Source organism: Rhizobium giardinii bv. giardinii H152 (assembly GCF_000379605.1).
GTDB lineage: Bacteria > Pseudomonadota > Alphaproteobacteria > Rhizobiales > Rhizobiaceae > Pararhizobium > Pararhizobium giardinii.
This window is the reverse complement of record NZ_KB902624.1, coordinates 105,113-131,593: the sequence shown is the minus strand read 5'-3', so window position 1 is coordinate 131,593 and position 26,481 is coordinate 105,113. Positions and strand designations below refer to the sequence as shown.

Annotated in this window: 17 protein-coding genes, 1 pseudogene and 1 riboswitch; of the genes and pseudogenes, 12 read left to right on the top strand and 6 right to left on the bottom strand. The window is 58.5% G+C overall.

The window, feature by feature from the left end; all coding sequences use genetic code 11:
• Nucleotides 1–47: 47 nt before the first annotated feature.
• Both adhP and A3AY_RS0111475 read right to left on the bottom strand, forming a co-directional pair.
• Nucleotides 48–1,073, bottom strand: a complete 1,026-nt coding sequence (gene adhP, locus A3AY_RS0111480) for an alcohol dehydrogenase AdhP (RefSeq protein ID WP_018325825.1) — start codon at nt 1,071–1,073, stop codon at nt 48–50.
• A gap of 74 nt (nt 1,074–1,147) precedes the next feature.
• A complete protein-coding gene (locus A3AY_RS0111475; RefSeq protein WP_018325824.1) occupies nt 1,148–1,831 on the bottom strand; it encodes a CBS domain-containing protein in 684 nt (227 codons plus the stop codon).
• A gap of 528 nt (nt 1,832–2,359) precedes the next feature.
• On the opposite strand from A3AY_RS0111475, the gene A3AY_RS37745 reads away from it, so the two are divergent.
• Nucleotides 2,360–2,728 carry a hypothetical protein gene (locus tag A3AY_RS37745; RefSeq protein ID WP_083925954.1) on the top strand — a complete coding sequence of 123 codons (369 nt, stop codon included), beginning with the start codon at nt 2,360–2,362 and terminating at the stop codon, nt 2,726–2,728.
• A 175-nt stretch (nt 2,729–2,903) separates the two neighbouring features.
• On the opposite strand, the gene eutB is transcribed toward A3AY_RS37745, so the two are convergent.
• Nucleotides 2,904–5,255 (bottom strand): ethanolamine ammonia-lyase subunit EutB, encoded by a 2,352-nt coding sequence (eutB, locus tag A3AY_RS0111470; RefSeq protein ID WP_026203343.1) that lies wholly within the window; start codon nt 5,253–5,255, stop codon nt 2,904–2,906.
• 687 nt (nt 5,256–5,942) lie between these two features.
• Here eutB and A3AY_RS41050 point away from each other — a divergent pair.
• On the top strand, nt 5,943–8,522 hold the full coding sequence (locus A3AY_RS41050; protein ID WP_018325822.1) for an SH3 domain-containing protein: 2,580 nt from the start codon (nt 5,943–5,945) through the stop codon (nt 8,520–8,522).
• A gap of 71 nt (nt 8,523–8,593) precedes the next feature.
• Here A3AY_RS41050 and A3AY_RS41430 read toward each other — a convergent pair.
• Nucleotides 8,594–8,754, bottom strand: a pseudogene (locus A3AY_RS41430) (IS5/IS1182 family transposase); the annotation flags it as partial.
• Nucleotides 8,755–9,096: 342 nt separating this feature from the next.
• On the opposite strand from A3AY_RS41430, the gene A3AY_RS0111455 reads away from it, so the two are divergent.
• The 9 genes from A3AY_RS0111455 to atzF all read left to right on the top strand — a co-directional run bounded on the left by A3AY_RS0111455 (nt 9,097) and on the right by atzF (nt 20,953).
• On the top strand, nt 9,097–10,350 hold the full coding sequence (locus A3AY_RS0111455; RefSeq protein WP_018325820.1) for a GSCFA domain-containing protein: 1,254 nt from the start codon (nt 9,097–9,099) through the stop codon (nt 10,348–10,350).
• A gap of 296 nt (nt 10,351–10,646) precedes the next feature.
• Entirely contained in the window at nt 10,647–10,952 is a 306-nt protein-coding gene (locus tag A3AY_RS0111450; protein WP_018325819.1) for a hypothetical protein, read from the top strand.
• A gap of 185 nt (nt 10,953–11,137) precedes the next feature.
• Nucleotides 11,138–11,247: riboswitch (guanidine-I (ykkC/yxkD leader) on the top strand.
• A 77-nt stretch (nt 11,248–11,324) separates the two neighbouring features.
• Nucleotides 11,325–12,398 (top strand): putative urea ABC transporter substrate-binding protein, encoded by a 1,074-nt coding sequence (locus tag A3AY_RS0111445; protein ID WP_018325818.1) that lies wholly within the window; start codon nt 11,325–11,327, stop codon nt 12,396–12,398.
• Nucleotides 12,399–12,465: 67 nt separating this feature from the next.
• Entirely contained in the window at nt 12,466–13,284 is an 819-nt protein-coding gene (locus tag A3AY_RS0111440; RefSeq protein ID WP_018325817.1) for an ABC transporter permease, read from the top strand.
• A complete protein-coding gene (locus A3AY_RS0111435; RefSeq protein WP_018325816.1) occupies nt 13,281–14,108 on the top strand; it encodes an ABC transporter ATP-binding protein in 828 nt (275 codons plus the stop codon). The genes A3AY_RS0111440 and A3AY_RS0111435 overlap by 4 nt, the downstream gene beginning before the upstream one ends.
• Before the next feature lie 2 nt (nt 14,109–14,110).
• Nucleotides 14,111–14,929 (top strand): urea amidolyase associated protein UAAP1, encoded by an 819-nt coding sequence (locus A3AY_RS0111430; RefSeq protein ID WP_018325815.1) that lies wholly within the window; start codon nt 14,111–14,113, stop codon nt 14,927–14,929.
• A 12-nt stretch (nt 14,930–14,941) separates the two neighbouring features.
• Complete coding sequence (locus A3AY_RS0111425) at nt 14,942–15,604, top strand: urea amidolyase associated protein UAAP2 (RefSeq protein WP_018325814.1); 663 nt, start codon at nt 14,942–14,944, stop codon at nt 15,602–15,604.
• A 2-nt stretch (nt 15,605–15,606) separates the two neighbouring features.
• Complete coding sequence (uca, locus tag A3AY_RS0111420; protein ID WP_026203342.1) at nt 15,607–19,146, top strand: urea carboxylase; 3,540 nt, start codon at nt 15,607–15,609, stop codon at nt 19,144–19,146.
• Between the two features lies 1 nt (nt 19,147).
• Nucleotides 19,148–20,953 (top strand): allophanate hydrolase, encoded by a 1,806-nt coding sequence (atzF, locus tag A3AY_RS0111415; protein WP_018325812.1) that lies wholly within the window; start codon nt 19,148–19,150, stop codon nt 20,951–20,953.
• A gap of 1,204 nt (nt 20,954–22,157) precedes the next feature.
• Here atzF and A3AY_RS35075 read toward each other — a convergent pair.
• Both A3AY_RS35075 and A3AY_RS0111400 read right to left on the bottom strand, forming a co-directional pair.
• Nucleotides 22,158–22,577: a hypothetical protein gene (locus A3AY_RS35075; protein ID WP_018325810.1), complete on the bottom strand. Its 420-nt coding sequence runs from the start codon at nt 22,575–22,577 to the stop codon at nt 22,158–22,160.
• A gap of 302 nt (nt 22,578–22,879) precedes the next feature.
• Complete coding sequence (locus A3AY_RS0111400) at nt 22,880–23,572, bottom strand: winged helix-turn-helix transcriptional regulator (protein WP_026203341.1); 693 nt, start codon at nt 23,570–23,572, stop codon at nt 22,880–22,882.
• A gap of 160 nt (nt 23,573–23,732) precedes the next feature.
• On the opposite strand from A3AY_RS0111400, the gene A3AY_RS0111395 reads away from it, so the two are divergent.
• A complete protein-coding gene (locus A3AY_RS0111395; RefSeq protein WP_051108343.1) occupies nt 23,733–24,899 on the top strand; it encodes an acyl-CoA dehydrogenase family protein in 1,167 nt (388 codons plus the stop codon).
• The last annotated feature ends 1,582 nt before the right edge of the window (nt 24,900–26,481 follow it).

Below are 26,481 nucleotides of genomic sequence, written 5' to 3'. Positions count from 1 at the left end.
ACTGATCCAAGGCCGCAGATTAGTCCAAAGTGGCACTTGGCCTTAACTTATTGCAGTCTCATTACGATTCGACCGTCAATCTTCCCTTCTTCCATCCGCCGGAAAATATCATTGACGTTTTCCAGCTCGTCCCAGGAGAAATGAGGAACAACCTTGCCTTCTGCCGCAAATTGCAGAGATTCCTCGAGGTCCTGACGCGTTCCCACGATCGAGCCGCGTACGGTGATGCGTTTCAACACGGTCTCGAAAACTGGCAGTGATATCTTTCCGGGAGGAAGGCCGACGAGAGCCATCGTTCCCTTCGAGCGCATGAACCCGAAGGCTTGTTCCATCGCAATCGGCGAAACCGCCGTGACAAGTGCTCCATGTACCCCGCCCGTGGCCTTCTGGACCTGCTCGATCGCATCCTTGTCCTTGCCGTTGACGGTGATGTCGGCGCCAAGTTTCTTCGCCAACGCCAGCTTGTCCTCGAATATGTCAGCGGCGACTACATGCATACCCATCGCCTTGGCGTACTGGACGGCCATGTGACCTAGGCCGCCCACCCCGGAAATGGCTACCCACTCGCCAGGGCGAACCTCGGTTTCTTTCAAACCTTTGTAGACAGTGACGCCGGCGCATAGCACCGGTGCCGCCGGTCCGAAATCTAGGCTGTCCGGCAAGCCGGCTACGAAATCAGGATCAGCAAGACCGAACTGCGCGAAGGTCCCGTTTACGGAATAGCCGGTGTTCGATTGAGAGGCGCACAGCGTTTCCCAACCGGTTCGGCAATAGGGGCAATAACCACAAGTGCTGTGCAGCCAGGGCACGCCGACGCGATCGCCTTCCTTCACCCTCTTTACGCCTGCTCCCACCCCGGCGACGAACCCGACCCCTTCATGCCCAGGTACGAAGGGCGGATTAGGCTTCACCGGCCAATCCCCGCTTGCCGCATGAAGGTCCGTGTGACAGACGCCGGTCGCCTCATACTTCACGAGGATCTGTCCCTCCCTCGGACTTGGAACCGCCATGTCCTCTATGATGAGTGGCGCCCGGAAGGCTCGGACAACAGCCGCTTTCATTCTCTGTGCCATGAGTTGGCTCCCTCCCTTGTGCAATGTCATGCACCGCGCCTGCGAAACCACCCCGACTTGGGAGATGGAAATGTTCAGTTACCTGTTCCGCCCTCCGGACAAGTTTGCGAAAAGTGCTCGACAACGCTTCTCACGCCTCGAACGCTTTCTGCGACGACCCGCGCGGCTCTCCTGCATTCCGCGGTCTCGACGTTGCCCCAGAGATGCACCGTACCGTCGGCAACGGTCACCTTCACGCCGAGACCTTCCAGACCGGTGTTCTCTCCGAGCCGCGTCACGATGCTGCGCTGAATGCCCTCATCGCCCGACGCCGTTTCATCCAGATCGGCCGCTAGAATCGCCCGGAGCAGGTCAGCCCGGCCGACGATGCCGATCAGTTCACCAGCTCTCACGACGGGAACACGCTTTATGCCGTGGTCCTGCATGAGTTGTGCGACTCGTGTAAGTGACGTTTCCTCATCGATTGTCACGGGGTCACGCGTCATCGTATCGCCGACCTTCCATGAAGTGCGTTTAACATAGGCGTCAGCTCTCACTTCGGCAGGCATTGCGGTGTCGATGGGCGCAAACGCTCTGCCGCCGAGTTCCGTTCGGCGGATCAGGTCGCCTTCACTGATGATACCGAGGAGGTGCCCGTCGTCGTCAACGACCGGGATGCCGCTGACGTGATTATCCAGCATGATCTTACAGGCATGCTTGACACTGTTGTCGGGGGATACTTTGACGATCTTCGTCGTCATTACATCTTTGGCGAGCATCTCGACTGCAACTCCCTCATGGATTTCAGTACCGACCTCTGCCAAGCGACATTAAACCTGTTGTGACAATTCGACAACCAACTCGCGACCGCGAATATCTATATTTGTCCGAGGGCGAATTCTGTATAGAACGTTTAATATTTCCGGCCGCGTCCGAGTTGGGTGTTTCCCCTTGCAATGCAAACGCACTGGGAGCAGTCTTTGAGGAGCTTTCGTACGATCCTGGGCAATGCGATGCAAACCTCCGCTACTAAAACGCCCTTTATTATTGCGCGGGTGCGGTGACTTTCGCTTTGCCGGAAAACATATCGCGGGTGGTAGACGGCGTCGCTTCAATACGGGATCTAATCAGGATCTGATTGCAGGCGGTATACTACTCTTCAAGTGCTTTGGAGCATGTCGGGGTCTCACGATCGCCATGCGTTCATCTCTAGGCACCTTGCCGTTGCGACAAGCAGATCGCGGCGAACGATGCGCAGACACGTGGACCCTCGGAGGGGCGTTTCAATCAACAGGAGTCTTGGATCAATGGTCTATCTATCTGCCCTGCGAATAACGTCCAATATTTCAACAAGAATTTGCTTTTTGATTTGCGTAACAATTGCCTTTTTGCTTCCGTTTATCATCCTACCCGTTTCGGAAACCTATGCGAACGATCCATTGGAGGATTTTCCTTTTCTGATAAGCTGTGAATACAAGGGCACGCATCACGCCTTCTATTTTTCGAAACTGGGCTCAGACGGCGTCGCTACCTACATCAACCCAAGCAGGCTTGCGGGAACAATAACTGTAGGCGGGACTGCTAAAACATTGGGCGAACCGATCGGGGGAAGCTGTTTGGGCAAAACACTTGAGCAGCTACGGGCGTCGGGGCAAGCCAGCGATCTGAGGCGCTAGTTGTCCAGTCCCGGAGTGGGCATTGTTGATCCTGGGTCCTGGAAAAGGATGCATGCGCCCGCACGACGCCGCCTCTGCAGGCCGAGGTCCCGTTCGTAGACGATGCCCTGCTGAATGACGACGATGTTTCGGCACCAGTCTCCGAGTATCTGACCGCCATACGCGCCATCGGTTCCTATGTCCGGTACCGCCGGCTGCCGTTCACCTCTTTCCCGACGATTTCCCTGATAATCGTCAAGGTTTCCCTGGCCGCTTCCTTCGGCGGCAAGGCCGTATCTGCAACATTGCTCACAAGTTTAGTCATGTCGTGATCGATCTTCTTTTCAGACCAGACCTTACCTTTTGCAACAGTGATGTAGACGGAGTAGGCGTGGTGCATGGTTCCGGGCCGTTCGCCTATGACGTGGAGTATCCCCCGGAAACTATTGGGTTCTGACGTCTCGAAGAGCACTTCTCCGATCCGATAGCCGGCCCGGACCCTTCCGCTGGTGACGAGGATGTTCTTGTCGCTCACAGAGACGCCGGCGTCGGCAAGCAATCTGCGCATTTCTTCGAGGTAGGGCCCAAGATGTCCGTCGTCCATGATGGCCTTTGCGTTCAAGCCATCGGATATGACGATCTGGCCCTGGGGCGGATCGTCCCCCCACGAATCCCTCATTCTTTCAAGTTCGGCAATCGCTTCAGGGCTCAGTATTTCACCCGTGCCTGGATGGGCGATATAGTCGTTGCGGTCCTGCGATAAGGTTCGGACCGGCACGACAGCAGGGATGGCAGCGACAAATTCGGGCGTAAGCTCGGCCCAGAGAGACTGTTTGGCGTCGTCGTATAACCCCTTGACCTTGGCCGCGAGCTGTGGATTCAGATCCCATATATTCTCGCCGTGTCCGGTCGCCAGGTCGACGCCTCTGCCTTCAACTTCCTGCATTTTCTGCCGGCCTTCGGCATAGACGGCGTCCTTGGACCGTGTTTCACCCTTGGCAAGACGGTACTGGTAGTACACCCAGAGCGGGTCGCCATAGTTCACGGTATATTTGCTGTCCTCATCAACGATCCCGATCCGCTTGTAGAAATCCCACATTGCATCGTTGACTTTGAAGCCGAATTTTTCCCTCAGCCGGACGTGATCCTGAAACGACGTCGTGAGATAGCTCAACATCGGATCGCTTTTTGTAGGCAGCGCTATCAGGTAAACAGGATTGGCCGGCATGATCTGGTCCTGGCACCAATCCAGATCTTCCAGGCTGACCGTCATATGCAGGGTAGTGCAGATATCCAGACCGATGGTCAGCCCATGGAGTTTGCCCATGGCAATGTCTTCGAGGCAGCACCTTACCAGTTGTTCGCGACTCCCGAAGACCTCCGGCCCAATGAATCCGGCAACATCGTTGATATGAAGCCACGCGCCCCTGGGCTGCACCTTTGCGAGTTCTATTCCCACGGCCCTGCTGAAGCCATACTTTCGGGACTCGAGGACCATCATATCGACGCCGTTTGCTGCGCCGTTTGTAAATTCGGAGCCCTGCCCGGTTTCGAAGTAGAGCCCGTATCTTTCCCCCTTTTTGGCGCGCGCATACTTCATGATCTTCTCAATCGTAATATCAAAGATCTTGTTGCAGTCATCTGTTCCAGCAAGGCTCTGGAACATCGTGGCGACCGTTCCCGGATAACCTTCGCTCACGTCGGCCTGGACATCGATATGGGCAAGAACACACCAGGGAATCGTCTCGTTCAACTTGAATGTATCGACGACGTCCTTGAGCGCCTGTTCAACCGCAGCGACGCTCTTGACCGTGCTGTCGACAGGATTGGTCCCGATAACGATGTCGCCCGTTGCATAGGAAAATGCATCGAAAACCTGCCAAACCACATCCTCTGGATGATCTGTAGGAGAATTGGGCTGGATTCGAGCACCCATGTATCCCTTTGCCCCCATCTTGGTACCCGGCAGAACATTGAAGATTTTCTGACCCAATACGATGAGCTCTTCGTTGCTCATCAGTTTTGGGATGCAGCCGATCGTGTCGCTGGTCAGGCCGTTCATGATGCCTTTGATCCGGGCCTCTGGCTCAGCCAACAGAAATTCCTTCAACTGGCCCATGGTCCAGTCCTTGACCTTTGCGTACTGGGCCTGGTCCGTGGTCTGCCAGATCAACCGTTGCAGGTCGTCCTCAAAAAGCGGGTGCTGGTAGAGATCTCCGATCTTCGTGTTTGCCAGAAGGGTGCGCGCATTTTTCCGCGTTGCCTCATCCACGGCCGCTGCTCCAATGGCTCGATCTCCCTCCTTGAAGTCATTCGCAGCGCCGACCACCTGCTGGTACAGTGTTTGATCAAAACCCCCCTTTTCCCGGCGTATATACGTAAAGATGTCCTCCCCCGGCCCGACCTTATCGACCGCAATCGTGCTTTGCTCAGCCGCCTTGGCGGCATCGCTGTAGCTTGCGAGAGCGCCGGCGGCAGCCCCAACCATTACGAGGAGCTCCCGTCTAGAGAGCCCTTCCTGTCCCTTCGACAACAAGCCCTTATTCATGGCGATTTCCCTTTTTGCAGGAGATCCGTCGTGCCACCTGCCTGTCGGCAGAGACGCGATTTAAAACCCCGCGCCACTATCTGGCTTGGGGTCATTCACAATCCTCTAACAAGTCGATTGGTCGTGCCGTTACAAAGACTAAGGGTGCCAAATCCAGTCACATTGCAGCCCCGCATGCCGGCCGTATTGAGCAATGAAGTGGTCGCCGAAGAAGTTCCGGAGCTGGCAAGCTTAATGATAGCCTTACGCGCAGGCGCTGTCACTTGGTTTGAAAGTCTTCGCCGCGCACCGGTACATTGTTCCGATGATGCGCATCGTTCTCAGCAAGAACACTCGCTTAACTGACGAGGAGTTCTAGTTGTTCTAATGAATGAAAACTACCGGACGGCTCTGACCTGGAGTATCATGCGAAAATGCCGACCGATTGTGACCGGGCTGTGCAGGGCAGATTCACTGGGGCTTGCTTTAGGTTTTCGCCCCGAAAGCGTCTCCAAAAAATCGAGACCTTTTTGGCCTTTGCATATGGGAAGCGCAGCACTGCGGTGTCCGGAAAGCTTTCCTGTCGAATTTCGTCGCAAGTGCTCGAACCGCCGGACTGGTATGCGCCCACAATGAATGCAGGGATTTGAGGTCTGTTTCCGATTACCGATCATCTATTGCAGGGAAAAGGATACACTCATGCGCAGGATGTTCGCCTATCTGACGATTGCGTCATTTTTCTCGACGTCGGTCTTTGCCGACCCTGCAATCTTGACGGCAAATGTGAACTTCCGAGCGGGCCCGGGAACGAACTTCGACGCCTTTGGCCTCATTTCGCAGGGTGAGCAAGTCGATATCAAGGAATGCGATTCCGGCGGCACGTGGTGCGCAGTGACCCATTCAGGAAAGAATGGTTTTGTCAGCGGCAAATACCTCAATCAGTCCGAAGCAAGCGCGCCTGCCTGGCCCCGAATCTTTACCGCCGATACCGGAGCGACGCTCACGTTGTTTCAACCTCAGATAACCGATTGGCCGGATTTTACCCGGCTCGAAGCTTTGATCGCCACGGAATTGAAGGTAGCGGATGCCAAGCCGATTTACGGCGTTATCGGCGTGTCCGCCAAAACCGTGGCTGATGACGAAACAGGAAATGTCATTCTCACCGAGATCAAGACCACCCGCTTGGATTTTTCAACGCTTGAGCGCAAACAACTTGCGAAGCTAGCGCTCGAAATCGGGAAATTTTTGCCGACGGATCCGATCACGGTCTCCCAAGAGCGGCTGACGGCGAGCATGACGGCCTACAAGCGGCTTGCGAACGTCAACGGCATCAAGGCCGATCCGCCACCGATTTTCACCAGCGAAACGCCGGCAATCCTCGTCCAGACGAATGGCAAGGCCATCCTCGCGCCAGTCAAGGGCGTGAAAGGCCTGTCCTTCGTCGTCAATACAAACTGGGACATTTTCAAGGTCGATGCAGAGAACGCCTATTACCTGCGCGACGGAAAGAACTGGCTAAAGTCAGCCAGTCTGGATACCGGCTGGATCGAGGCGGTTGCCGTCCCGAGCCTCGTCTCCAGCCTGCCCGACGATGAGAATTGGAAGGAAACGAAAGCAGCGCTTCCGTCAACCGCTTTTGTCGACAAGGCTGTCCCCAATGTCTTTTATTCGGCAACACCGGCCGAACTGATGATTTTTGACGGCAAGCCGGTACTCGAGCCAGTTGCTGGGACGGGCCTCGAATGGGCATCCAATACGACAAGCGGTGTCTTCTACCACACGGTCAGCAAGACATGGTACACGCTCTTATCCGGCCGCTGGTTCTCGTCGGCCTCGCTCGACGGCCCCTGGACCTTCGCCACGCCCAATTTACCTGAGGACTTCCTGAATATTCCGGACGATGCGCCATATTATGCCGTTCGAGCTTCCATACCTGGTACCTCGGAAAGCGCTGAGGCGCGCCTGAAGGCCAGCATCCCGAAACTGGCGCGGGTCTCGACCGACGGATCGGTGAAAGTGGACGTGAGCTATAGCGGCGATCCGCAGTTCGAAACGATCGAAGGGACATCGATGTTCTATGCGGTTAATTCGAACGAGCAGGTCATAAAGGTTGGCGAGAAATACTTCGTGCTCAAGGACGGGATCTGGTTTGTCGGCGACACACCAACGGGGCCTTTTGCTGTCGCGCGCGCCGTCGCAGACGAGATCTATACGATCCCGCCGTCTTCGCCGCTCTATAACGTCACCTATGTGCACACCTACGACACCGAAACGGATGCTGTCTGGTATGGTTATACGCTCGGTTATCTGGGAACCTATCTGGCATGGGATGCCCTGGTCTGGGGTACAGGATGGTACTATCCGCCCTATTGGGACTACGATGACGGTGACAATGACGACTACTGGCCGCCCTACTATCCTGGCCCCGTGAGCTACGGCGTGGGTGCTTTCTACAACCCCGCCTACGGAACATTCGGGCGCTACGGCTATGCCTACGGACCAAATCGCGGCATCGTCGGTGGGGCGGCCTACAATCCAAGAACAGGGACATACATCCGTGGCGGTGTGGCTGCAGGCCCGGATGGTGCGAGAGGGTTCGTCTCGGCCTATAATCCCCGCACGGGCAATGCATTTGCCGCCAAGGGCGGACAAAACGTCTATGGTTCGTGGGGCAAGGCGGTCGTCAAGCAAGGCAGCGAGTTTGCGCGTGTAAGCGGCGGTTCGACAGGAACGGCGGGCGGATTGCGTTGGAGCAATACGCAGGGCAACAGTGGCTTCATTGTTGGTAGCAAGGGGGGAGATGTTTATGCCGGACGCGACGGCAACGTCTATCGCCGCGACAATGGCCAATGGCAGAAGCACACCCGGGATGGATGGCAACCGGTACAGCGGCCGGCTGGCGAAAATTCGAAAAAGCGCATTTCAGCCGACGATCCGCAAGCAACACAGCGTATCCAGAACCGCGCCGAAAATAGACCTACTCCCCGACGCACTCAGCAGCAACGCCAAGTTCGTGAACGAGCACCCGAGCATCTTTCATTTGACCGAGCAGGGCGCCAGTTCGGCAATCAGAACGAACTTAGCCGCAGCTACGGACGCCTTCCGCCAGGCGGCGGAAGTTTCCAGAACTTCGATCGCGGCGGCTCAAGGAGCAGTGGATTCCAGGGCAGTAGCGGGCGCGGGGGCAGTGGCTTTCATGGCGGCGGTGGTCGTGGGGGAGGTGGATTTCATGGTGGTGGCGGCGGTCGCGGCGGTGGCGGGCGCGGTGGCGGCGGCCGTGGGCGGTGACCGCCGCGAAAGCAGCAGGTGCAATCTATTCTGCTTATCGGCGCAAGTGGATCTGCCCCGTGTCACGACGGCCGTTGCCACGCACGAGCATGTCGTCCCCTCAACATCATCCGGTGGTGGAGTGTATTACGGCACTGCACTCGACTTAGCACGCGCAGATCATCAACAAGGGCAAACCTCTCGGCTTGTTGGGTAGCAGCGGCTCGATCAGGCGCCATTCAACGTCTACCAGGTCATATCAGCTCATGGTGAGCCCTGAATCACGATGGTATGTGAAAGCAGCCAGTCGGCAATGCCCTCTTCTTTGCCATTGGACGCGCACGCGGGAACATTCTTGAAAGCCGCCGGTCAATTCATCACGCTAGTACCGAGTGTGAAGAAGGCGATGTGCAGCGATCGGGGTGGTGGCGCTACGGCTCACCTGCTGCGGCTGCTCTCCATAATAGCGATCGAGGTCACATAAGGGCAAATGTCACGACAGCCGCCGCGCATAATTGCAAGACAGGCATAGACAAAATCGTTCCGTATCAGATATTGGTTGTGGCGCGTCATAAATACAGTCGGGGGAGTATAGATGTCGACGTTTGCTTTCGAACAGGATGGCGAAACGCGCCGTACCTCACGCAGTTTTTACCGGGGAGCAAACACGAACTTTCATCCCACCGATGCCTCGCTGAGCAAGCCGAATGCCGTCGATGAGTACGTCATGAAGGGCTGGAAGCCGGCCGAGAAATTCGTGACCAAAACAACGCCCATCGTTGCCTTTGGCTCGTGCTTCGCAACCAACATCAGCACCTATCTGCACGACCGTGGCTATAACGTCCTGAATAAGCGCGACAACAAAGCCTATGTCACGAAGATGGGTGACGGGATGGTCAACACCTTCGCGATCCTTCAGCAGTTCGAGTGGGCCTGGCTGAACAAGCATCCCACTGCTGACGTCTGGCAGGGAAAGAAGGGCGAGGATTACGCTTACGACGAGAGCATTCGTCTGGAGACGAAAGAGCTGTTCGATCAGGCCGAATTGTTCATTATAACGCTTGGCCTGTCCGAACTCTGGTACGACGAACCGACGGGGGAAGTCTTCTGGAGAGCGGTACCCGCGGACAGCTACGACCCTCATCGTCATAAATTTAGGGCGGCCAGCCATGCCGAGACATTGGCAAACCTGCGTTCGATCTATGGCTTGATCCGGCGTTTCCGTCCGAATGCCAAAGTCCTCTTCTCCGTCTCCCCCATCCCGCTGACGGCGACCTTCCGTGCTGTCTCCTGCATGACTGCCGACGCGGTTTCGAAGGCGACATTGCGAAGCGCATTGGACGAGTTCCTGACGACGCATCAAGACGAAGGAAAACTGTTCTACTTCCCGAGCTATGAAGCCGTCACCCGGATCTATCGCAACCAGTGGGGTGACGACCGCCGCCATGTCCGTTCCGACGTGCTGACGTTCAACATGAAGATGTTCGAGCATTACTATTGCGCTCCCGGCATTACGGAGAGCGAAATGATCGATGCCTATAATCATGCTTGGGAGATGGACCTGCGCAAGGGCGAGACCATGCGCAATCGCGATGCCGTCTCTTACGCTGAACACCGGGCCATCAAGAAGGAAGCAAAGATCAACGCCCGTCTCGAGGCCCGCAGGCTGGAGCGGGAGCAAATCTTCGTCGAGCGGAGGCGCCTGAAAGAACTTGAAAAAGCGGCTGCAAACGAGAACAGGCGGAAGAACCTGAAGACCGTCGGGACGCGCGCACTCAAGTTGGTCGTTGGTATTGCTGCGCTCGACAGCGCCATCAATTGGGCGGCTTTTGCTTTCGCATCCTTCTAAAATCATCGCCGTCGATGAGTGTAGAAAGGGGAGCGGGACATGACGACGGTGGCCAAATGGCGCCCACCACGGCGCCCGACGCACCGACGGGGCCCAAGTCTCCCACGAGGATGCTTGCCCGGCACTGCCGAGAATTTTAAGCTGTTGGTAGTGAAAGGGCGGGGGAACGGCATGCCGCTCTTGAACAGTAGTCAAATTTTTGACGGCTCGTCTCGAGAGGGTGGCGCGTGCAAAGTTGAGTTGACCGCTTTCGATGGCGAGGCGACACTCCACCAGGAAGGCAGGAGAGAAAAACGATGGACGAGCCAGACAGGTGGCGCCACATGGCAAGCGCGCCGAAAGACGGCAGTCGGATCCTCGTCACGGTCCGCCCCTCTGAACAGGGGCCCGCGGAAGTTGACCTCGCCTACTGGTCGAAGGGCGATCAGTTTGGCGCAGAGGGTTGGCGCGCCTCAGATTCCTCACCGGGCTGCGTCATTGAATATGCCGAGCCGGAGCTGAAATGCTGGATGCCGATGCCATCCGCCAATCGCAGCCGTGCATCCATGCCCTTACCCTGGGAAGGGGACGACGCCGAGGAGTTCGGCGGGTTGGGAATCTAACTGACCCGATCGGACGTGATGTACTCGGCACCTAACCGAAATTGAGGACTGATGATTTAAGAGGCGCAAGGCGCCCAAAGGATGTGCAAGTGCATGCACTTTTCGCGGTGGGCAATGTGCCTCCTCAATGAATCACGCAAAATCAACTACTTAAAGTTTGGCACGGCCTTTGCTTGTTAAACTGCAGAGTTGGTGGCTAGGGTTCCGGCGTTTCGACAAGCGTGCTGGTCCGAGAGCTGCCACCGGTTGGGGAGACATCCCGCCGGGTGCACGGCGGGACAAAAGCCCGGGAGACCTCGTTAGCCAAGGGATTGGCGGCGCGATGGTCCATGCCGATCCCTTTTTTGAAGAAAAGCAAAAAGGGGAAATGCGATGCAGAATTTTTCGAAAATGCTCTCGATCACCGCGCTTGCCGCTTCGCTGGCGGTCGGCATGACGTCAAGCGCCTTCGCTGCACCAAAGACCGATTTCAAGGTCGCCTGGTCGATCTATGTCGGCTGGATGCCGTGGGGGTACGCGGCCGACAATGGAATCGTCAAGAAATGGGCCGACAAATACGGCCTCACGATCGAAGTCACCCAGTTCAACGATTACGTGGAGTCGATGAACCAGTACACCGCCGGTGCCTTCGACGCCGTCACGCTCACCAACATGGACGGTCTCTCGATTCCGGCGGCCGGTGGTGTCGATACGACGGCCGTCATCGTCGGCGACTTCTCCAACGGCAACGATGCCGTCATTCTCAAGGACAAAGCGAGCCTTGCCGACATGAAAGGCCAGAACGTCAATCTCGTCGAGTTTTCCGTCTCGCATTATCTGCTCGCCCGGGCGCTTGAAAGCCTCAAGCTGACAGAACAGGATGTGAAGGTGATCAACACCTCGGACGCCGACATGGTCGGCGCCTACAAGACAGCCGATGTCTCGGCAGTCGTCACCTGGAACCCGCTCGTTGCGACCATTCTCGAAGATCCGACGGCCAAAAAGGTTTTCGACAGCTCGCAAATCCCGGGCGAAATCATCGACCTGATGGTCGCCAATACCGACGTGCTGAAGGACAATCCGAACTTCGGCAAGGCGCTCGCCGGCATCTGGTATGAAACCGCAGCGCTGATGACGGCAGATACCGACGAGGGCAAGGCGGCACGCGAAGCGATGGGCTCTGCATCAGGAACCGATCTGAAGGGCTTCGAAGCCCAAATCGCCGCCACCAAGCTATTCGACAAGCCCGCCGACGCGATGGCTTTTACGGCGTCGCCCAGCCTGCCGAAGACGATGGACCTCGTGCGCAACTTCCTGTTCGAAAAGGGATTGCTCGGCAGCGGAGCGGCCTCGGCCGATGTCATCGGCATCGAAATGCCTGATGGCAAGGTTCTCGGCGACAGCGGTAACGTCAAGCTGCGCTTCACCGAGACCTACATGAAGGCCGCGGCTGACGGTTCGCTCTGAGCGTTGCGCCGATCGGCGGTGCGGGTTTACCGCGCCGCCCTCTTCCCTCCATCAACGGAGCCATGTCATGCGCTGGATCAACACCAGGCCGAACCGAGGCGCACAACTTGCCCTCATGCTTCTGCCCTTCGTCCTGCTTGTTGCCGCCTATGCGGCGGGTTCGGCGGCACGGCTGGCGGAAAATGCCAATGACAAGCTGCTGCCCGGCCTCACGGGCTTTGCCGACGCCGTCAACCGGCTGGCGTTCCTGCCGGATGCGCGCACAGGCGACTATCTGCTCTGGTCCGATACCGCCGCAAGCCTGATCCGACTTTTCGCAGGTCTGGGCATTTCGACCGCGACGGCGCTGCTGATCGGCATGGCGATCGGCATGCTGCCCTATCTTCGGGCGCTGCTCGCCCCCTTCGTCGCCGCCGTTTCCATGGTGCCGCCGCTTGCGCTCTTGCCCCTTCTGTTCATCGTCATGGGGCTTGGCGAAGCTTCGAAAATCGCACTGATCACCATCGGCGTCGCGCCGACGATGATCCGCGACCTGGCGTTGAAAGTGCTGGAACTGCCGCGCGAGCAGATCGTCAAGGCGGAAACGCTGGGCGGCTCCTCGTGGCAGATCGCCCTTCGCGTCGTGCTGCCGCAGATCCTGCCGCGGCTGCTCACTTGCGTCCGGCTGCAGCTCGGTCCTGCCTGGCTGTTCCTCATTGCAGCGGAAGCCATTTCGTCAGATTCCGGGCTCGGCTACCGCATCTTCCTTGTCCGCCGTTATCTGTCCATGGACGTGATCTTTCCCTATGTCGTCTGGATCACCCTGCTTGCCGTTCTGACCAACTTCGTCGTCGACCGGATCCGCATCGCCGTCTTTCCCTGGTCCGAACTGGAGAAACAGGGATGAGCGAACTGATCATCGACAGCGTCTGGAAGGAATATGGCGATCAGATCGTGCTGGAGAACGTGTCGTTGACAGTCGCGTCGCGTGCCTTCGTCGCGCTCGTCGGCCCCTCCGGCTGCGGCAAGTCGACCTTCCTGCGCATGCTTCTTGGCCAGGAACGACCCACCAGGGGTACGATCCTGCTGGATGGCGAACCGCTGCCGGCTGAACCAGGTCCGGATCGCGGCGTCGTGTTCCAGCGCTATTCGGTCTTTCCGCATCTGACGGTGCTCGGCAATGTCCTGCTCGGAAAGGAATTGATGGCCTCGAAATACAAGGCAAAGCTTTTCGGCCAAGCGCGGCGGTCGGCGATCGACGAAGCTCGGCAACTTATCACTGAAGTTGGCCTTTCCGGCGCAGAAACAAAATATCCGGCACAGCTTTCCGGAGGCATGCAGCAACGACTGGCTTTGGCGCAGGCGCTGATCATGAAACCCAAGGTCCTGCTTCTCGACGAGCCGTTCGGGGCGCTCGATCCCGGCATCCGCGCCGAGATCCACACGCTGATGAAGCGGTTATGGAATGAAACCCAGATGACCGTCGTCATGGTCACGCACGACATGAGGGAGGCCTTCACGCTCGCCACCCGTGTCGTCGCCTTCGAGCGGCCGCGCGACCGGCCGGAGGAGAAGGAGCGCTACGGCGCCACGATCACACGGGACATTTCCATCTGGCCGCCCCGCCGCGCGGGCGAGCTTTCGTACTTCAGCCCTGACCGGGACGGCCCGGTCGTCTTGCAGGGTCCTCGCCGGGACGACCCCTCTTCCAGCCCGTCAGGAGATAGATAGCCATGCATGTCAGACGTTCCGCAGAGGAAATTGCCGCCAACCGGCAGCGTTACGAAGAACATCAGAAGAAAGGATTGGAGTTCACTCCCAAGGCACTTCCGACACCGAGCCCCCTTCCCGCGCCAGCGATCGAACCAACAGCAATCATCCATCGGGAAACGATCCCCGGCGGCTGGTACTGGTCGACCCGTTTGAATCGCGGCGAAGCCCTTCGCATCGAGCAGCAGGACGGCGCCTCAACCGTTGCGCTGATCGCCTGGAACGCGAATGATACCAGCGAGAGGCTCAATCTGGTCGATACCGTCAAGGTTCAGTGGACGACGGCGCTCGGTAAGGGCCGGGTGATCTTCTCGGACATGGGCCGCGTGATGTTTTCGATGATCGAGGATAGCTGCGGTGCGCATGACTGCCTGATGGGCGGATCGACGGCAGCTTCGAACGCCGCCAAATATCGAGGCGCAAAGACCCGCAACACGCGGGACAACTTCATCCTGGCGGCCGGCAAGATCGGCCTGGATCGCCGCGATATTCCGGGCGTGCTCAACCTCTTTGCGCCTGTCCGCATCGACGACGACGGTGGTTTCCACTGGCAAGGCAAGATGTCCAACAGTGGCGACTATGCCGAGATGCGCGCCGAGATGGACATGCTCATCTGCCTTTCCACCTGCCCGCACCCGCTCGATCCCAATCCGGTCTATGCGCCCGCGCCGGTGAGCGTAACTCGGTTCCGCGCCGCCGTTCCGGCTGCCGACGATCTTGCCCGCACGGCAACCGCAGAGGCCGTTCGCGGCTTCGAGAACAACGCCATAATGCAGGCTTGAGGACGGCGAACCATGACCGATTTCATTCAGACTTCCCCGGCACGCACCATAGAAAATGCCGCGCAGGATCATTTCATTCCGGCCGAAGCGCCGTGGTCCGGCCTGGTGCGCAAGGGACAGACGATCCGCATCGAAGACAGCTACGGCCAGCAGGCCATCGACACACTGTTTTACAAGGCTGATGATTTTTCCGAGCGCTATTCCAATCAGGACACGATGCGGGAACAGGGCGCAGCCTATGTCGGCACCGGCACACGGATCATCTCCAACGAAGGCCGCACGATGCTGACGATGACGGCCGACAGCTGTGGCCGCCACGACACGTCGGCTGGCGCCTGCTCCTGCGAGAGCAACACCGTGCGCTTCGGCCACGGCACCAAATACCTGCACGCCTGCCGCGACAACTTCGTGATCGAGGTGACGAAACACGGAATGAGCAAGCGCGACATCGTGCCGAACATCAACTTCTTCATGAACGTGCCGATCAGCCCCGATGGCAAGATGACGATCGTCGACGGCATCTCCGCGCCCGGTGACTTCGTCGAGCTGGTGGCCGAGATGGACGTGCTCTGCGTCATCTCCAATTGCCCGCAGATCAACAACCCCTGCAACGGCTTCGATCCGACGCCGATTCGCGTGCTGATATGGGACGCCGCACCGGACGCCGAGGCATGAGCATGTTCAAGAAGGTCCTCATCGCCAACAGGGGCGAAATCGCCGTCCGGGTCATCCGGACATTGAAGAAAATGGGCATCGCCTCAGTCGCCGTCTATTCCGACGCCGACCGCTTTGCCATGGCAACACGCCTGGCTGACGAAGCGATACGCCTTGGCCCGTCGCCCGCTACCGAAAGCTATCTCAACGTTGATGCCGTCATTGCCGCCTGCAAGGCGACGGGCGCAGAAGCCGTGCATCCCGGGTACGGCTTTCTATCGGAAAACATCGGCTTTGCCGCACGGCTGGCTGCCGAGGGCATTGCCTTCATCGGCCCGCGACCGGAACATCTTTCGGCGTTCGGGCTCAAACACACGGCTCGCGACCTGGCCAAATCCAGCGGCGTGCCGCTTCTGCCGGGCAGCAGTCTGCTGGAAAGCGCGGAAGAAGCGCTCACAGCTGCCGAAATTGTCGGCTATCCGGTGATGCTGAAATCCACGGCCGGCGGCGGCGGCATCGGCATGCAGTTGTGCGCGGATGCCACGGCGCTGCATGCTGCCTTCGATAGCGTGCAACGCACAGCGCGCGCCAGCTTCGGCGATGCCCGTGTCTATATCGAACGCTTCGTCGCCGATGCCCGCCACGTTGAGGTGCAAATTTTTGGCGACGGCAAGGGCAAGGTCGTAGCGCTCGGTGAACGGGATTGCTCTCTACAGCGCCGCAACCAGAAGGTCGTCGAGGAAACCCCGGCACCCGGCCTTACCGCTGCCACACGCACCCGCCTGCATCAGGCGGCTGTCGATCTGGGTAGCTCGGTCTCCTATGCCTCAGCGGGCACGGTCGAATTCATCTACGATCCTGTGGGAGAGGAATTCTACTTCCTCGAGGTCAACACTCGGCTGCAGGTCGAACACCCCGTTACCGAAGCCGTCTTCGGTATCGATCTCGTCGAATGGATGATCCGGCAGGCAGCAGGCGAAGATGTGCTTTCGGCCGTAGAACTCTTGAAACCGAAGGGTGCCGCAATCGAGGTACGCGTCTATGCCGAGATGCCGCATGCCGATTTCCGCCCGAGCGCCGGTCTGCTGACGGAAGTCGTATTCCCGCCGGACGTTCGCGTCGACAGCTGGATCGAGACGGGCACGGAGGTGACGCCGTTCTACGATCCGATGCTTGCGAAAATCATCGTTGCGGCCGACGACCGGCCGGCGGCGATCGCGAAGCTTCTGGCAGCCCTTGGCACGACTTCGATCACCGGGATCGAGACCAATCTCGACTATCTTCGTGAGATTGCTGCATCCGATCTCCTCGCAAGCGGCAGGGTGGCAACGACAGCGCTGCGCGATTTCATCTTCGTACCGGATGTCATCGAGGTCCTGTCACCCGGCGCGCAATCCAGTCTCCAGGAACTGCCCGGCCGTCTTGGCCTCTGGCATGTCGGCGTCCCGCCAAGCGGGCCAATGGACGAGCGCTCTTTCCGCCATGCCAATCGACTTGTTGGCAACGATGATACGACCGCTGCCCTGGAACTGACCGTGTCCGGGCCGACACTCAGGTTCTACACCGATGCGGTGATTGCGCTCGGGGGAGCGCAGATGTCGATGACCTGCGACGGGAAGCAGTTGCCGCACAACACGGCTGTGACAATTCGTGCGGGGCAAGTCCTGTCGATTGGGGCGATCGACGGCCCCGGCCAGCGTGCCTATCTCGCAGTTGCAGGCGGATTCGCCGCGCCGGTCGTGCTAGGCTCCCGCGCGACCTTCGGCCTCGGCCAGTTTGGCGGTAACGCCACCGGCGCGCTGAAGACGGGCCATGTGCTGCATCTTGCGCGGCAGGCACCGGTAAAACCACCGCAGGCCGCGAACGAGCCCGCCGATCTCACGCGCGAATGGGACGTCGGCGTTCTCTACGGCCCCCATGGCGCACCGGATTTCTTTCAACCAGGCGACATCGACACGCTGTTTTCAACCTCCTACGAAGTGCATTTCAACAGCGCCCGCACCGGCGTCCGCCTCGTCGGCCCGGCGCCGCGATGGGCGCGCAGCGATGGTGGCGAAGCGGGGTTGCATCCTTCCAACCTGCATGACAACGCCTATGCCGTCGGCGCCATCGATTTCACCGGTGACATGCCAATTATTCTCGGGCCCGACGGACCGAGCCTCGGCGGCTTCGTCTGCCCGGCGGTGATCGCCCGCAACGAGCAATGGAAGATGGGCCAGTTCAAGCCCGGGGACCAAATCCGCTTTCATGCCGTTATGCGGAGCCAAGACCCTATCGCCGGTCCTGCGGTTCATGCGTCTGCGCCGGATATCGGCTCGCCTATCGTTGGGACACACAACACTGGGCCCGTCTCCGTCGTCTACCGCCGCCAGGGGGACGACAATCTGCTCGTCGAATATGGCCCGATGGCGCTCGATATCGCGCTTAGGCTGCGCGTACACCTGCTGATGCAGGCCATCGCGGAAGCCCGCCTGCCCGGCCTCCTCGATCTGACGCCCGGCATCCGGTCGCTGCAGATCCATTATGATGGAACAACGCTGACAAGAAAGCGCCTGCTCGGACTGTTGGCGGATATAGAGACCGGTCTGCCGCCCGCACAGGCGGTGACAGTGCCGAGCCGCATCGTGCATCTGCCTCTGTCATGGAGCGATCCGGATGCCGAGCTTGCCATGCGCAAGTATCAGGAGTTGGTCCGCCCGAACGCACCCTGGTGCCCCTCGAACATCGAGTTCATTCGTCGCATCAACGGGCTTGCCGACGAGCAGGCGGTGAAGGACATCGTTTTTGACGCCAGCTATCTGGTTCTCGGTCTCGGCGACGTCTATCTCGGGGCGCCGGTCGCAACACCCGTCGATCCGCGTCACCGCCTCGTCACCACAAAGTACAATCCGGCCCGCACCTGGACCCCGGAAAATGCCGTCGGCATCGGCGGTGCCTATATGTGCATCTATGGCATGGAGGGACCTGGCGGCTACCAGCTGTTCGGCCGCACCATCCAGGTCTGGAACACATGGCGGCAGACGCCAGAATTCGCCAGGGACAAGCCGTGGCTGCTCAATTTCTTCGATCAGATCCGTTTCTTCCCCGTCAGCCATGACGAACTTACGGAGGCACGGGCTGCTTTCCCGCATGGCGGCTATCCCGTGAGGATAGAGGAGACGGAATTCTCCTATGCTGCGTATGAGACTGAACTGCAGGCGAACGCTGTGTCGATCAACCGCTTCAAGGCCACCCAGCAGGCGGCTTTCGACGCCGAGCGGCAAAGCTGGAAGGATGCAGGGCTCGACAGTTTCGTCAGCGAGGAAGGGACCGGAGAAAGCCTCAATGGCGACATTCCCGCTGGCTGCTTCGGTGTTGCCAGCAGCGTACCGGGCAATATCTGGAAACTCATGGTGAAGCCGGGAGCCTCTGTTGCTGCCGGCGAGACGATAGCCATTATCGAATCCATGAAAATGGAAATCAACGTCACTGCCCACAACGCCGGACGCGTCCGCGATCTGCGTGCAGGGCCTGGTCGAAATATCAAAGCCGGCGATATCATCGCCGTTCTGGAGAACTGCTGACATGCTGCCGACGATTCTCGATCTCTCAAGTCTTCGCGCCGCCTATAAATCTGGCCTGACGCCGCTCGATCTCGTTGAAGAGGTGATCAAACGCCGCGCCGCCTCCAAGGATCCGGCGATCTTCATCACCGCCACGCCGGAGGAGGATCTGCGCTCTGCTGCCCGCGACCTGATGGCGCGCGCGCCCGAGCCAAACAGCTTACCTCTTTGGGGTATCCCCTTCGCGGTGAAGGACAATATCGATGCCGCCGGCCTGCCAACCACGGCCGCCTGCCCCGCCTTTGCCTATGAGCCGGCAGCGGACTCAACCGTGGTCCAGCGCCTCAAGGCCGCAGGCGCCATAGTCATTGGCAAGACCAACCTCGACCAGTTCGCGACCGGACTGAACGGCACGCGGTCGCCCTATGGCGCACCACGCTCCGTCTTCGACCCCGCCTATGTGTCGGGCGGTTCGAGTTCCGGTTCGGCGGTCGCGGTCGCCTCGGGGCTTGCCACATTCGCGCTCGGCACGGACACCGCCGGTTCCGGTCGCGTACCCGCCGCCTTCAACAACCTTGTCGGCATCAAGCCGACCCCTGGGCTTGTGCCGAACGTCGGCGTCGTTCCAGCCTGCCGCAGCGTGGACGTGGTCACCGTCTTTGCCGCCACGGTTGGCGATGGTGTTGCGATCCGCAAAGTGATGGAAGGCTACGACGCTGCCGATCCATTCTCGCGTCATGCCGTGCCCGCAGTCCTGCCCGCCACCGGCTTGCGGATCGGCGTGCTGGAGAGCACGGAGCGTGAGTTCTTCGGAAACAGGGAAGTCGAGGCGCTTTACGATGCCGCGATCGAGCGGGCGAAATCGCTCGGCGCAACCATTGTGCCCTTCGATTATGCGCCGTTCCGGCAGGCAGCCGAACTTCTTTACAATGGCCCGTGGGTCGCCGAACGACTGGCGGCCGTCAAGAACTTCCTGGCCAGCAACGCGGACGATTTCGACACGACGGTTCGCACAATCATCGAAGGCGCGAAGGCCTATGATGCCGTCGCTGCCTTCGAGGGTAAATACAAACTCGAAGCGCTGCGGCAAAAGACGAAGGCCGAGTGGACGAAGGTGGACATCCTGTTGCTGCCGACCGCGCCCACCACGTACACGGTCGAGGAGATGCTGGCCGATCCGATCGCGAAGAACGGCCATTTCGGACGCTACACGAATTTCGTCAATCTCTACGACTATGCCGCAATCGCCATTCCGGCGGGCTTCGGCAGCAATGGTCTGCCCGGCGGCGTGACGTTGATCGGCCCGGCATTCACGGATGATGCGCTCGCCCCGTTTGCCGACGCCATGCACCGGGCGCTTGGGGCCGGCATGGGCAAGGACATGACGGCATCCCTGCCCGAAGAAAGCCGGATTTCGCCGCTTGACGACGGCTTTGTTCCGATCGTTGTCGTCGGGGCGCATCTGACCGGCATGCCACTCAATCACGAACTGACCGGACCCGGTGGATATCGCCTGAAAACCTGCCGCACAGCCGGTGACTACAGGCTTTTCGTGCTGCCGAACACCGTGCCGCCGAAACCCGGCCTCATCCGCGAACCCGGTTTCGCCGGCAATGGCCTCGAGGTCGAAGTCTGGGCGCTGCCACCCGCCGCCTTCGGCAACTTCGTTCAGAAAATTCCTGGGCCGCTCGGCATTGGAAAAGTAACTCTCGAAGATGGCAGCAGCGTCTCAGGTTTCCTCTGTGAGGCTTATGCCGTCGCAGACGCCGAGGAAGTGACCGCGCTCGGCGGATGGCGGGCTTACGTCAGGACCCGAATTGCAATCTAACCAGAGGGATGACAAAGGCGATGGCAACTATGATTATTCGTCTTCTCCGACACGGATTCATTGCTCGAACCCAAGCGATCGGCCTCAAATTAGCGCCGAGGGCCGGGATCGACCTTGGGCTATTGAAATCAACCGCAGCCTGACGCCGAAGCTGGAAAAGGGCTTTACCTTGCTTGCGAGGGTATTGACCCCGCAAGAGGCATTCTCGTCTATCCAGGAACAGAAGCTTCCCTTTTAGAGAGTGCGTTGAAGCCATGGCACCCTGAAGAGCACTGCTCAGGCGGTTGTCGACCTGCGCCAAGTGAAGGATGCAGGATCCGCAGGCGCCCAAGAGCCTTGGTCGGTCCTAACGGCGCAGGTCACACCCGTCGCTGCCGGGGCAAAGTTGATCGTTTGGCCGACACTAGGTGCCCGCGCCGGATGGCACATCGATTTCGCAACTGACTGATTGCGGTTCTTCCTCTGGCGAGGCGCTCGCAGATCAAACTTATCGACGTACTTATAAACAGCACCACACACTAGCGGCCCCAACCGCCGCGGGCGCGGGGTTTCCTTTCATGAAGTCATCCAGAGCCAGATGGTATTTTTCAACAGCTTGCTCGAAATCAGTGGCGTCAAGGGACACGTCTTCCTCCCTGTCCTTAATCTCTGATCTGGACTGGCGGCTCGCGCTGGTCAACGAGATGTCTGTCCCCAAGGGCGAGCTATATTCCGCCACTGCAGCGCAGTGCAGGTTGGCTGACAATATAACACGATGCGAGACAAGATTCCGACAATGCCGCTATCCGCCGATCTGACGCCGGGGCGGCGGTGGGCAGAGCACCAAGAAGGCGCCGCGGCCAGCGATAACATCGTAGACGGCATGGTGGAATGAATACGAAAAACGCTCCCTAGACGTAAAGCTAAAGACGCTAAGCAGTCGTGTACGTTCGGCGAACCCCTTATCTTTGCCCCGTGCCTCACCATCAAACGTGCTGACACCGTATTGGTACGGATGGATCGGAAGGCGAAGCTTGGCGATGGCCTGATATCAGTCAACACGTGGCTCGGCCGAACTATGTCGCTGACCTGTACGTCGTATCTGCGTACATCCATACGGAAAGCCAAACGAGCGCGATCGCAAACAGTAGCAGCGCTGAAATCATCCAAAATCGGCTCGATACGGCAGCTATCAATAACCGGTTAGACCACCCTGGTGACCTGCTTAAACGGCAAGAACGATCCTGCCATCGCTCCGAAAAGGGCGGCGGGCGCGAGAACGGTTCACTGCTCCTCCTTCGTTTTCCCAGGCCTGTACGTCGACGTCGTCGGCTTCAGGGGGCGGACTGCCCCTTACAGGGGACTTGCTCAACGTGCCTGGCGGACGTTGGATCGCGTAGCGCGGAATATTATGGAGCACTGCTTTGTCTTGCGTCTGGTCGAAACTGTACTCAACTTGCGCAGTTCGGGAATAGGCGCATTTGCCGCTCAGGAACGGTTTCATCATGAGCAAAGCAGTCTTGTCGAAACGCGGTTGAGCCGAGGCGATAGAGCTGGCGTCACAGTCGGCCTGGTCGAGGACGGACTGGATTGTTTTGAAGTCGGATGGGGAGATAGGGCGGCCGAAGCTGAATTTGGTGGACATGTGTTCCACTTTTTGGTCGGGGCGGGGGTAAAAAGCCCTCAAGCAGCAGCGCCCGTTATATGACTGCTGAGGCATTCATTCTCGGCGATCCAACGCTCATTAGCAAACTGTGAATTAAGGTCAATTCGAGGCAGTCATCCCGTTGAGGACAGTCGTGTTCTCTCACCTATTGCAGGCAGCGCCCTTTCTTTTGGTGGTGTCCATGCCCAGACTACGAGGGTTGGAAGATCGCCCGGTGGAAAGCTGCCACGGACGAAATCTTCCATCAGTCAAGCGTGTGGCACCAAGCTGGAAGGGATGCCTTAGGGCGCCTTACGAGGTACTGCTGCGAAAGCGCTAAGACCAAGCCACTTCTGTATGGTTCGGGCCAAATCCGGGTCTCCCTGAACGTCGAGCTGGTGGGCGTCCGCTTCCTGCATAACTGTGGAAAGACCCATCCAGATCGCGGTCATGGACTTAAGCGAGCTACGGACCAAAAGATCAAGTTCATAGCCGGGATCAAAATTGCAGAGATCCACCACGCCGTTTTCAACGACGAGCCACCAACTTTTCTGAGATGCCGAGAGTTCCGGATATAAAAACTGAATTGTGCAACGGTGTCTCGGCAGGTGGCTGGTGTCGACATTTCGCCGCATATCCCACATCAGCAACGACGGGTCTAGTTTTTGGAGGAACAGTCTGGATTCCATCCATCGTTGCGCCCAATTGCCGAGGCCCATGATAATGGGCCGGAGATCTTCGCCCGCCTCTGACAACCGGTATCGGCTGGTGCCATTCGGAAAACGGTCCACTATGACGATGCCAGCCTGCTCCAATTCTCTCAATCGTTTGGAAAGAAGTGCGGGAGACATTTTCGGGACACCTCGGCGCAACTCATTGAATCGCACCGAGCCACAAAGCATTTCGCGTATCACGAGCGTCGTCCATCGGGAGCAAAGGATTTCCGATGCCATCGAAACTGGACAGAACTGCCCGTAACCTTCATGCTCATGCATGTTAACACCCGCCCGGTCGGCCTGTTGGGAAAGTAGCTTCGAATGGACGAATTTCAACTCGAATATGACCAGTGGTCGGAGCGGTACAGTTCCTGAACTGGACCAACAACGCGGGGTGCTTCACCTTCAGCCCGTGGATATAACCATTGGAGGGTTAGTCATGTCAGGATTGGAACACGCTACGGGACACGCTGAAGCATTTTTATCCGGACGCCAGGGTGTTGCAGCCATCGCATCGGCGCTCGCACCTATTATTGAAAAAAACTCGGGAACGGCAGACGAAAACGACCTTTTTGTATCCGAGAATTACACGGTGTTGAAAGAAGCGGGTCTTGTGGAGGCCGGCGTACCTGCCGAACTTGGCGGTGGGGGAGCCTCGATCCCTGAACTGGCTGAAATGCTACGTATTCTTGCGCAGACCTGTGGCTCCACAGCGCTCGCTTTCTCTATGCATACGCATCAGGTGGCTATCCCGGCTTGGCGGTGGCAACATCAGGGCGTGACCGCAGTCGAACCGTTGCTTAAAAGAGTAGCCGCCGAACGGCTGATCTTGCTGTCCAGTGGAGGTTCCGATTGGATTGCGGGCTCAGGACATGCCAAAAAGGTAGACGGTGGGTATCGAATAAATGCGCGGAAGGTATTCACATCTGGAGCAGCAGCAGGCGACATTTTGATGACAGGTGCCGTTGAGGAGGCTGCAGATGGAACCCAGTCGGTCATTCATTTCGGCGCCCCAATGGCATCGCCCCATGTCAAAATCGAGGACACATGGAGAACACTTGGAATGCGAGGCACCGGGTCCAACGATGTCCATATTGATGATCTGTTCATCCCGGATTCGAGCGTCTCGTTTTCGCGCAAAGCCGGCGAATGGCACCCAGTATTCCATGCGATCGCCACGATCGCCTTCCCTTTGATCTATGCGGTCTATCTGGGTGTCGCCGAAAGCGCCCGAGACATCGCAATCGAATTGGCAAAGAAGAAGTCTTCAGAGCCGACACTCATGCTGGCGGGACGAATGGACACTTCACTGAGAGCCGCGCAACTGGCTCACCGCTGGATGCTCGAGGTGGTTGCCAGAAACCAACCTTGCGCCGAGAGCGTCAACGAGATCATGATCGGCCGTTCGCTAGTTGCCCGCCATGCGATCGAAAGTACCGAACTTGCCATGGAATTGGCCGGCGGCGCGGCATTCTATCGAGAGCATGGCTTGGAGCGTCGTTTTCGGGACGTACAGGGTGCACGCTATCATCCAATGCAGCCGTGGGCACAGGCGCGGTATGCCGGCGCCATGGCCCTCGGTCAGCCGGTTACCACGATCTTCTAGGCTGCCCGTGCTCAGGTGAGTGCCAGCACATCGGACCTCGCGTTAGCCGAGAAGCATTTCCAGAGCGCGTTCAGCAGTACCTTGGGAAGCACAAAGCCTGCCCTTCGGCGTCAATTATGCCGGAGGCCATTGGTTGAGTAGACGATTGACCATTTCCGGCTACGGCGTGAGCCGATGCTATGATTTGCGCACAGTAACCGGTCGCTGCCTGGTACTCAGCCTCGCTATCACGGGCCAATTTTACCTCGCGCTTCCGGCCAAGTTCAATCATCAGTCCGCTCAGGTCGGAAGTGCTTCTGATGAACGTAGTGACGGCGCAAGCCTTCCCAGAGTTCGCCATCTCGACCGAGGACGTCATCGGCAAATGCGAACGGGACACAGTTGGCGGGCCTGCGGCCGGATGACCCACTCCTCAATCGGACGGCCACAGCCCAATCGGATTCACTGTCCACACGGGGTTTGGCGTCGCTCCATTGTACTACCGATTAACTAACTGATATGAGTATATATTTTTTGTCTCAACTGGCCTATACTGGATCATAGAGGGTGTCTACGCCCATCCTCTTCTTGGAAGGTCATCCCGCCCCGGAGCACTTCCGTCGCGATATCGAGAAAATCTCTCCATCCTGCCCGCGGGTCTTCTCCGCGGGCATTCTTTCTTGCAGGGAGTCCGATCCATCGCAGCGCCAGGAGGAAAATCGTGGAACAACCGGAGCGCCCACATTGGAAATTTGACAGGAACGATCAATTGAGGATCCAGGTGCTCGTCGAAGGGGGTGTTACCTCGCCACCCGTACCCAGTACGGTCGTTCTTCGTCTTGGGTCGGCGCTATCCCAGCAGGAATGGGACTTCTATCAATGCGTAGGCCACCCGTTCCCCCAGATTGAGGCAGCCATGTCTGACGCCGGTGCGAGAGAATTGGGCCGTCGTCCGCTGCGTGCGCAGACTCGTGGGGCGCTCCCGCAGACCTGCGCGAAAGTCCGCTCGAAGGCGGCGCCTGAGGAACTGGAATGTCCGCGCGGTATGTCCTGCTTATCATGATCACAGCCTTCTTTTTGGCGGCCTTGCTCCTCGTCTACAATGGTTTCTACAGACCAATCTCCGTTAGTGGCATCGAGCCTCCCTCTTTGACGGATCAGATCCAGTAGGCGGCGAAGTCAATGATCCTCCTCCAATCCAAAATCAGCGGATTTCCAGCTAGAATCGCCATTGCCTGACTACTTGGTCGCTGCACGTGGTTGTGCCAGGGTGAGGCAACATTCCTCGCAGACGCCACCCGCAGTGGCCGAAAGCACGAGATATGCACCTTATGCCGGCAGCGTTCCAGTCTAGTGCCAATATAGGAAGCCGGAAGAGGTCCATCGCGGTCCTCACCGAGCCCTGATCGCCGAGGCGCCGATGTTCGCCTGGGCGGGGGTAATTCCGAAAACGTGCCGCATTCTGCGCCGATTTTACACCGGATTCCAGAATTCACCCCTCGCCGTGGATCGACCTCGGCCGTGGGGTAGAAACGTTCCGAGCAATACCCTTGTCTCGCCGCCCCTGGAGATGCCCTGGGCATTGGCTTTCACAGAAAACAGA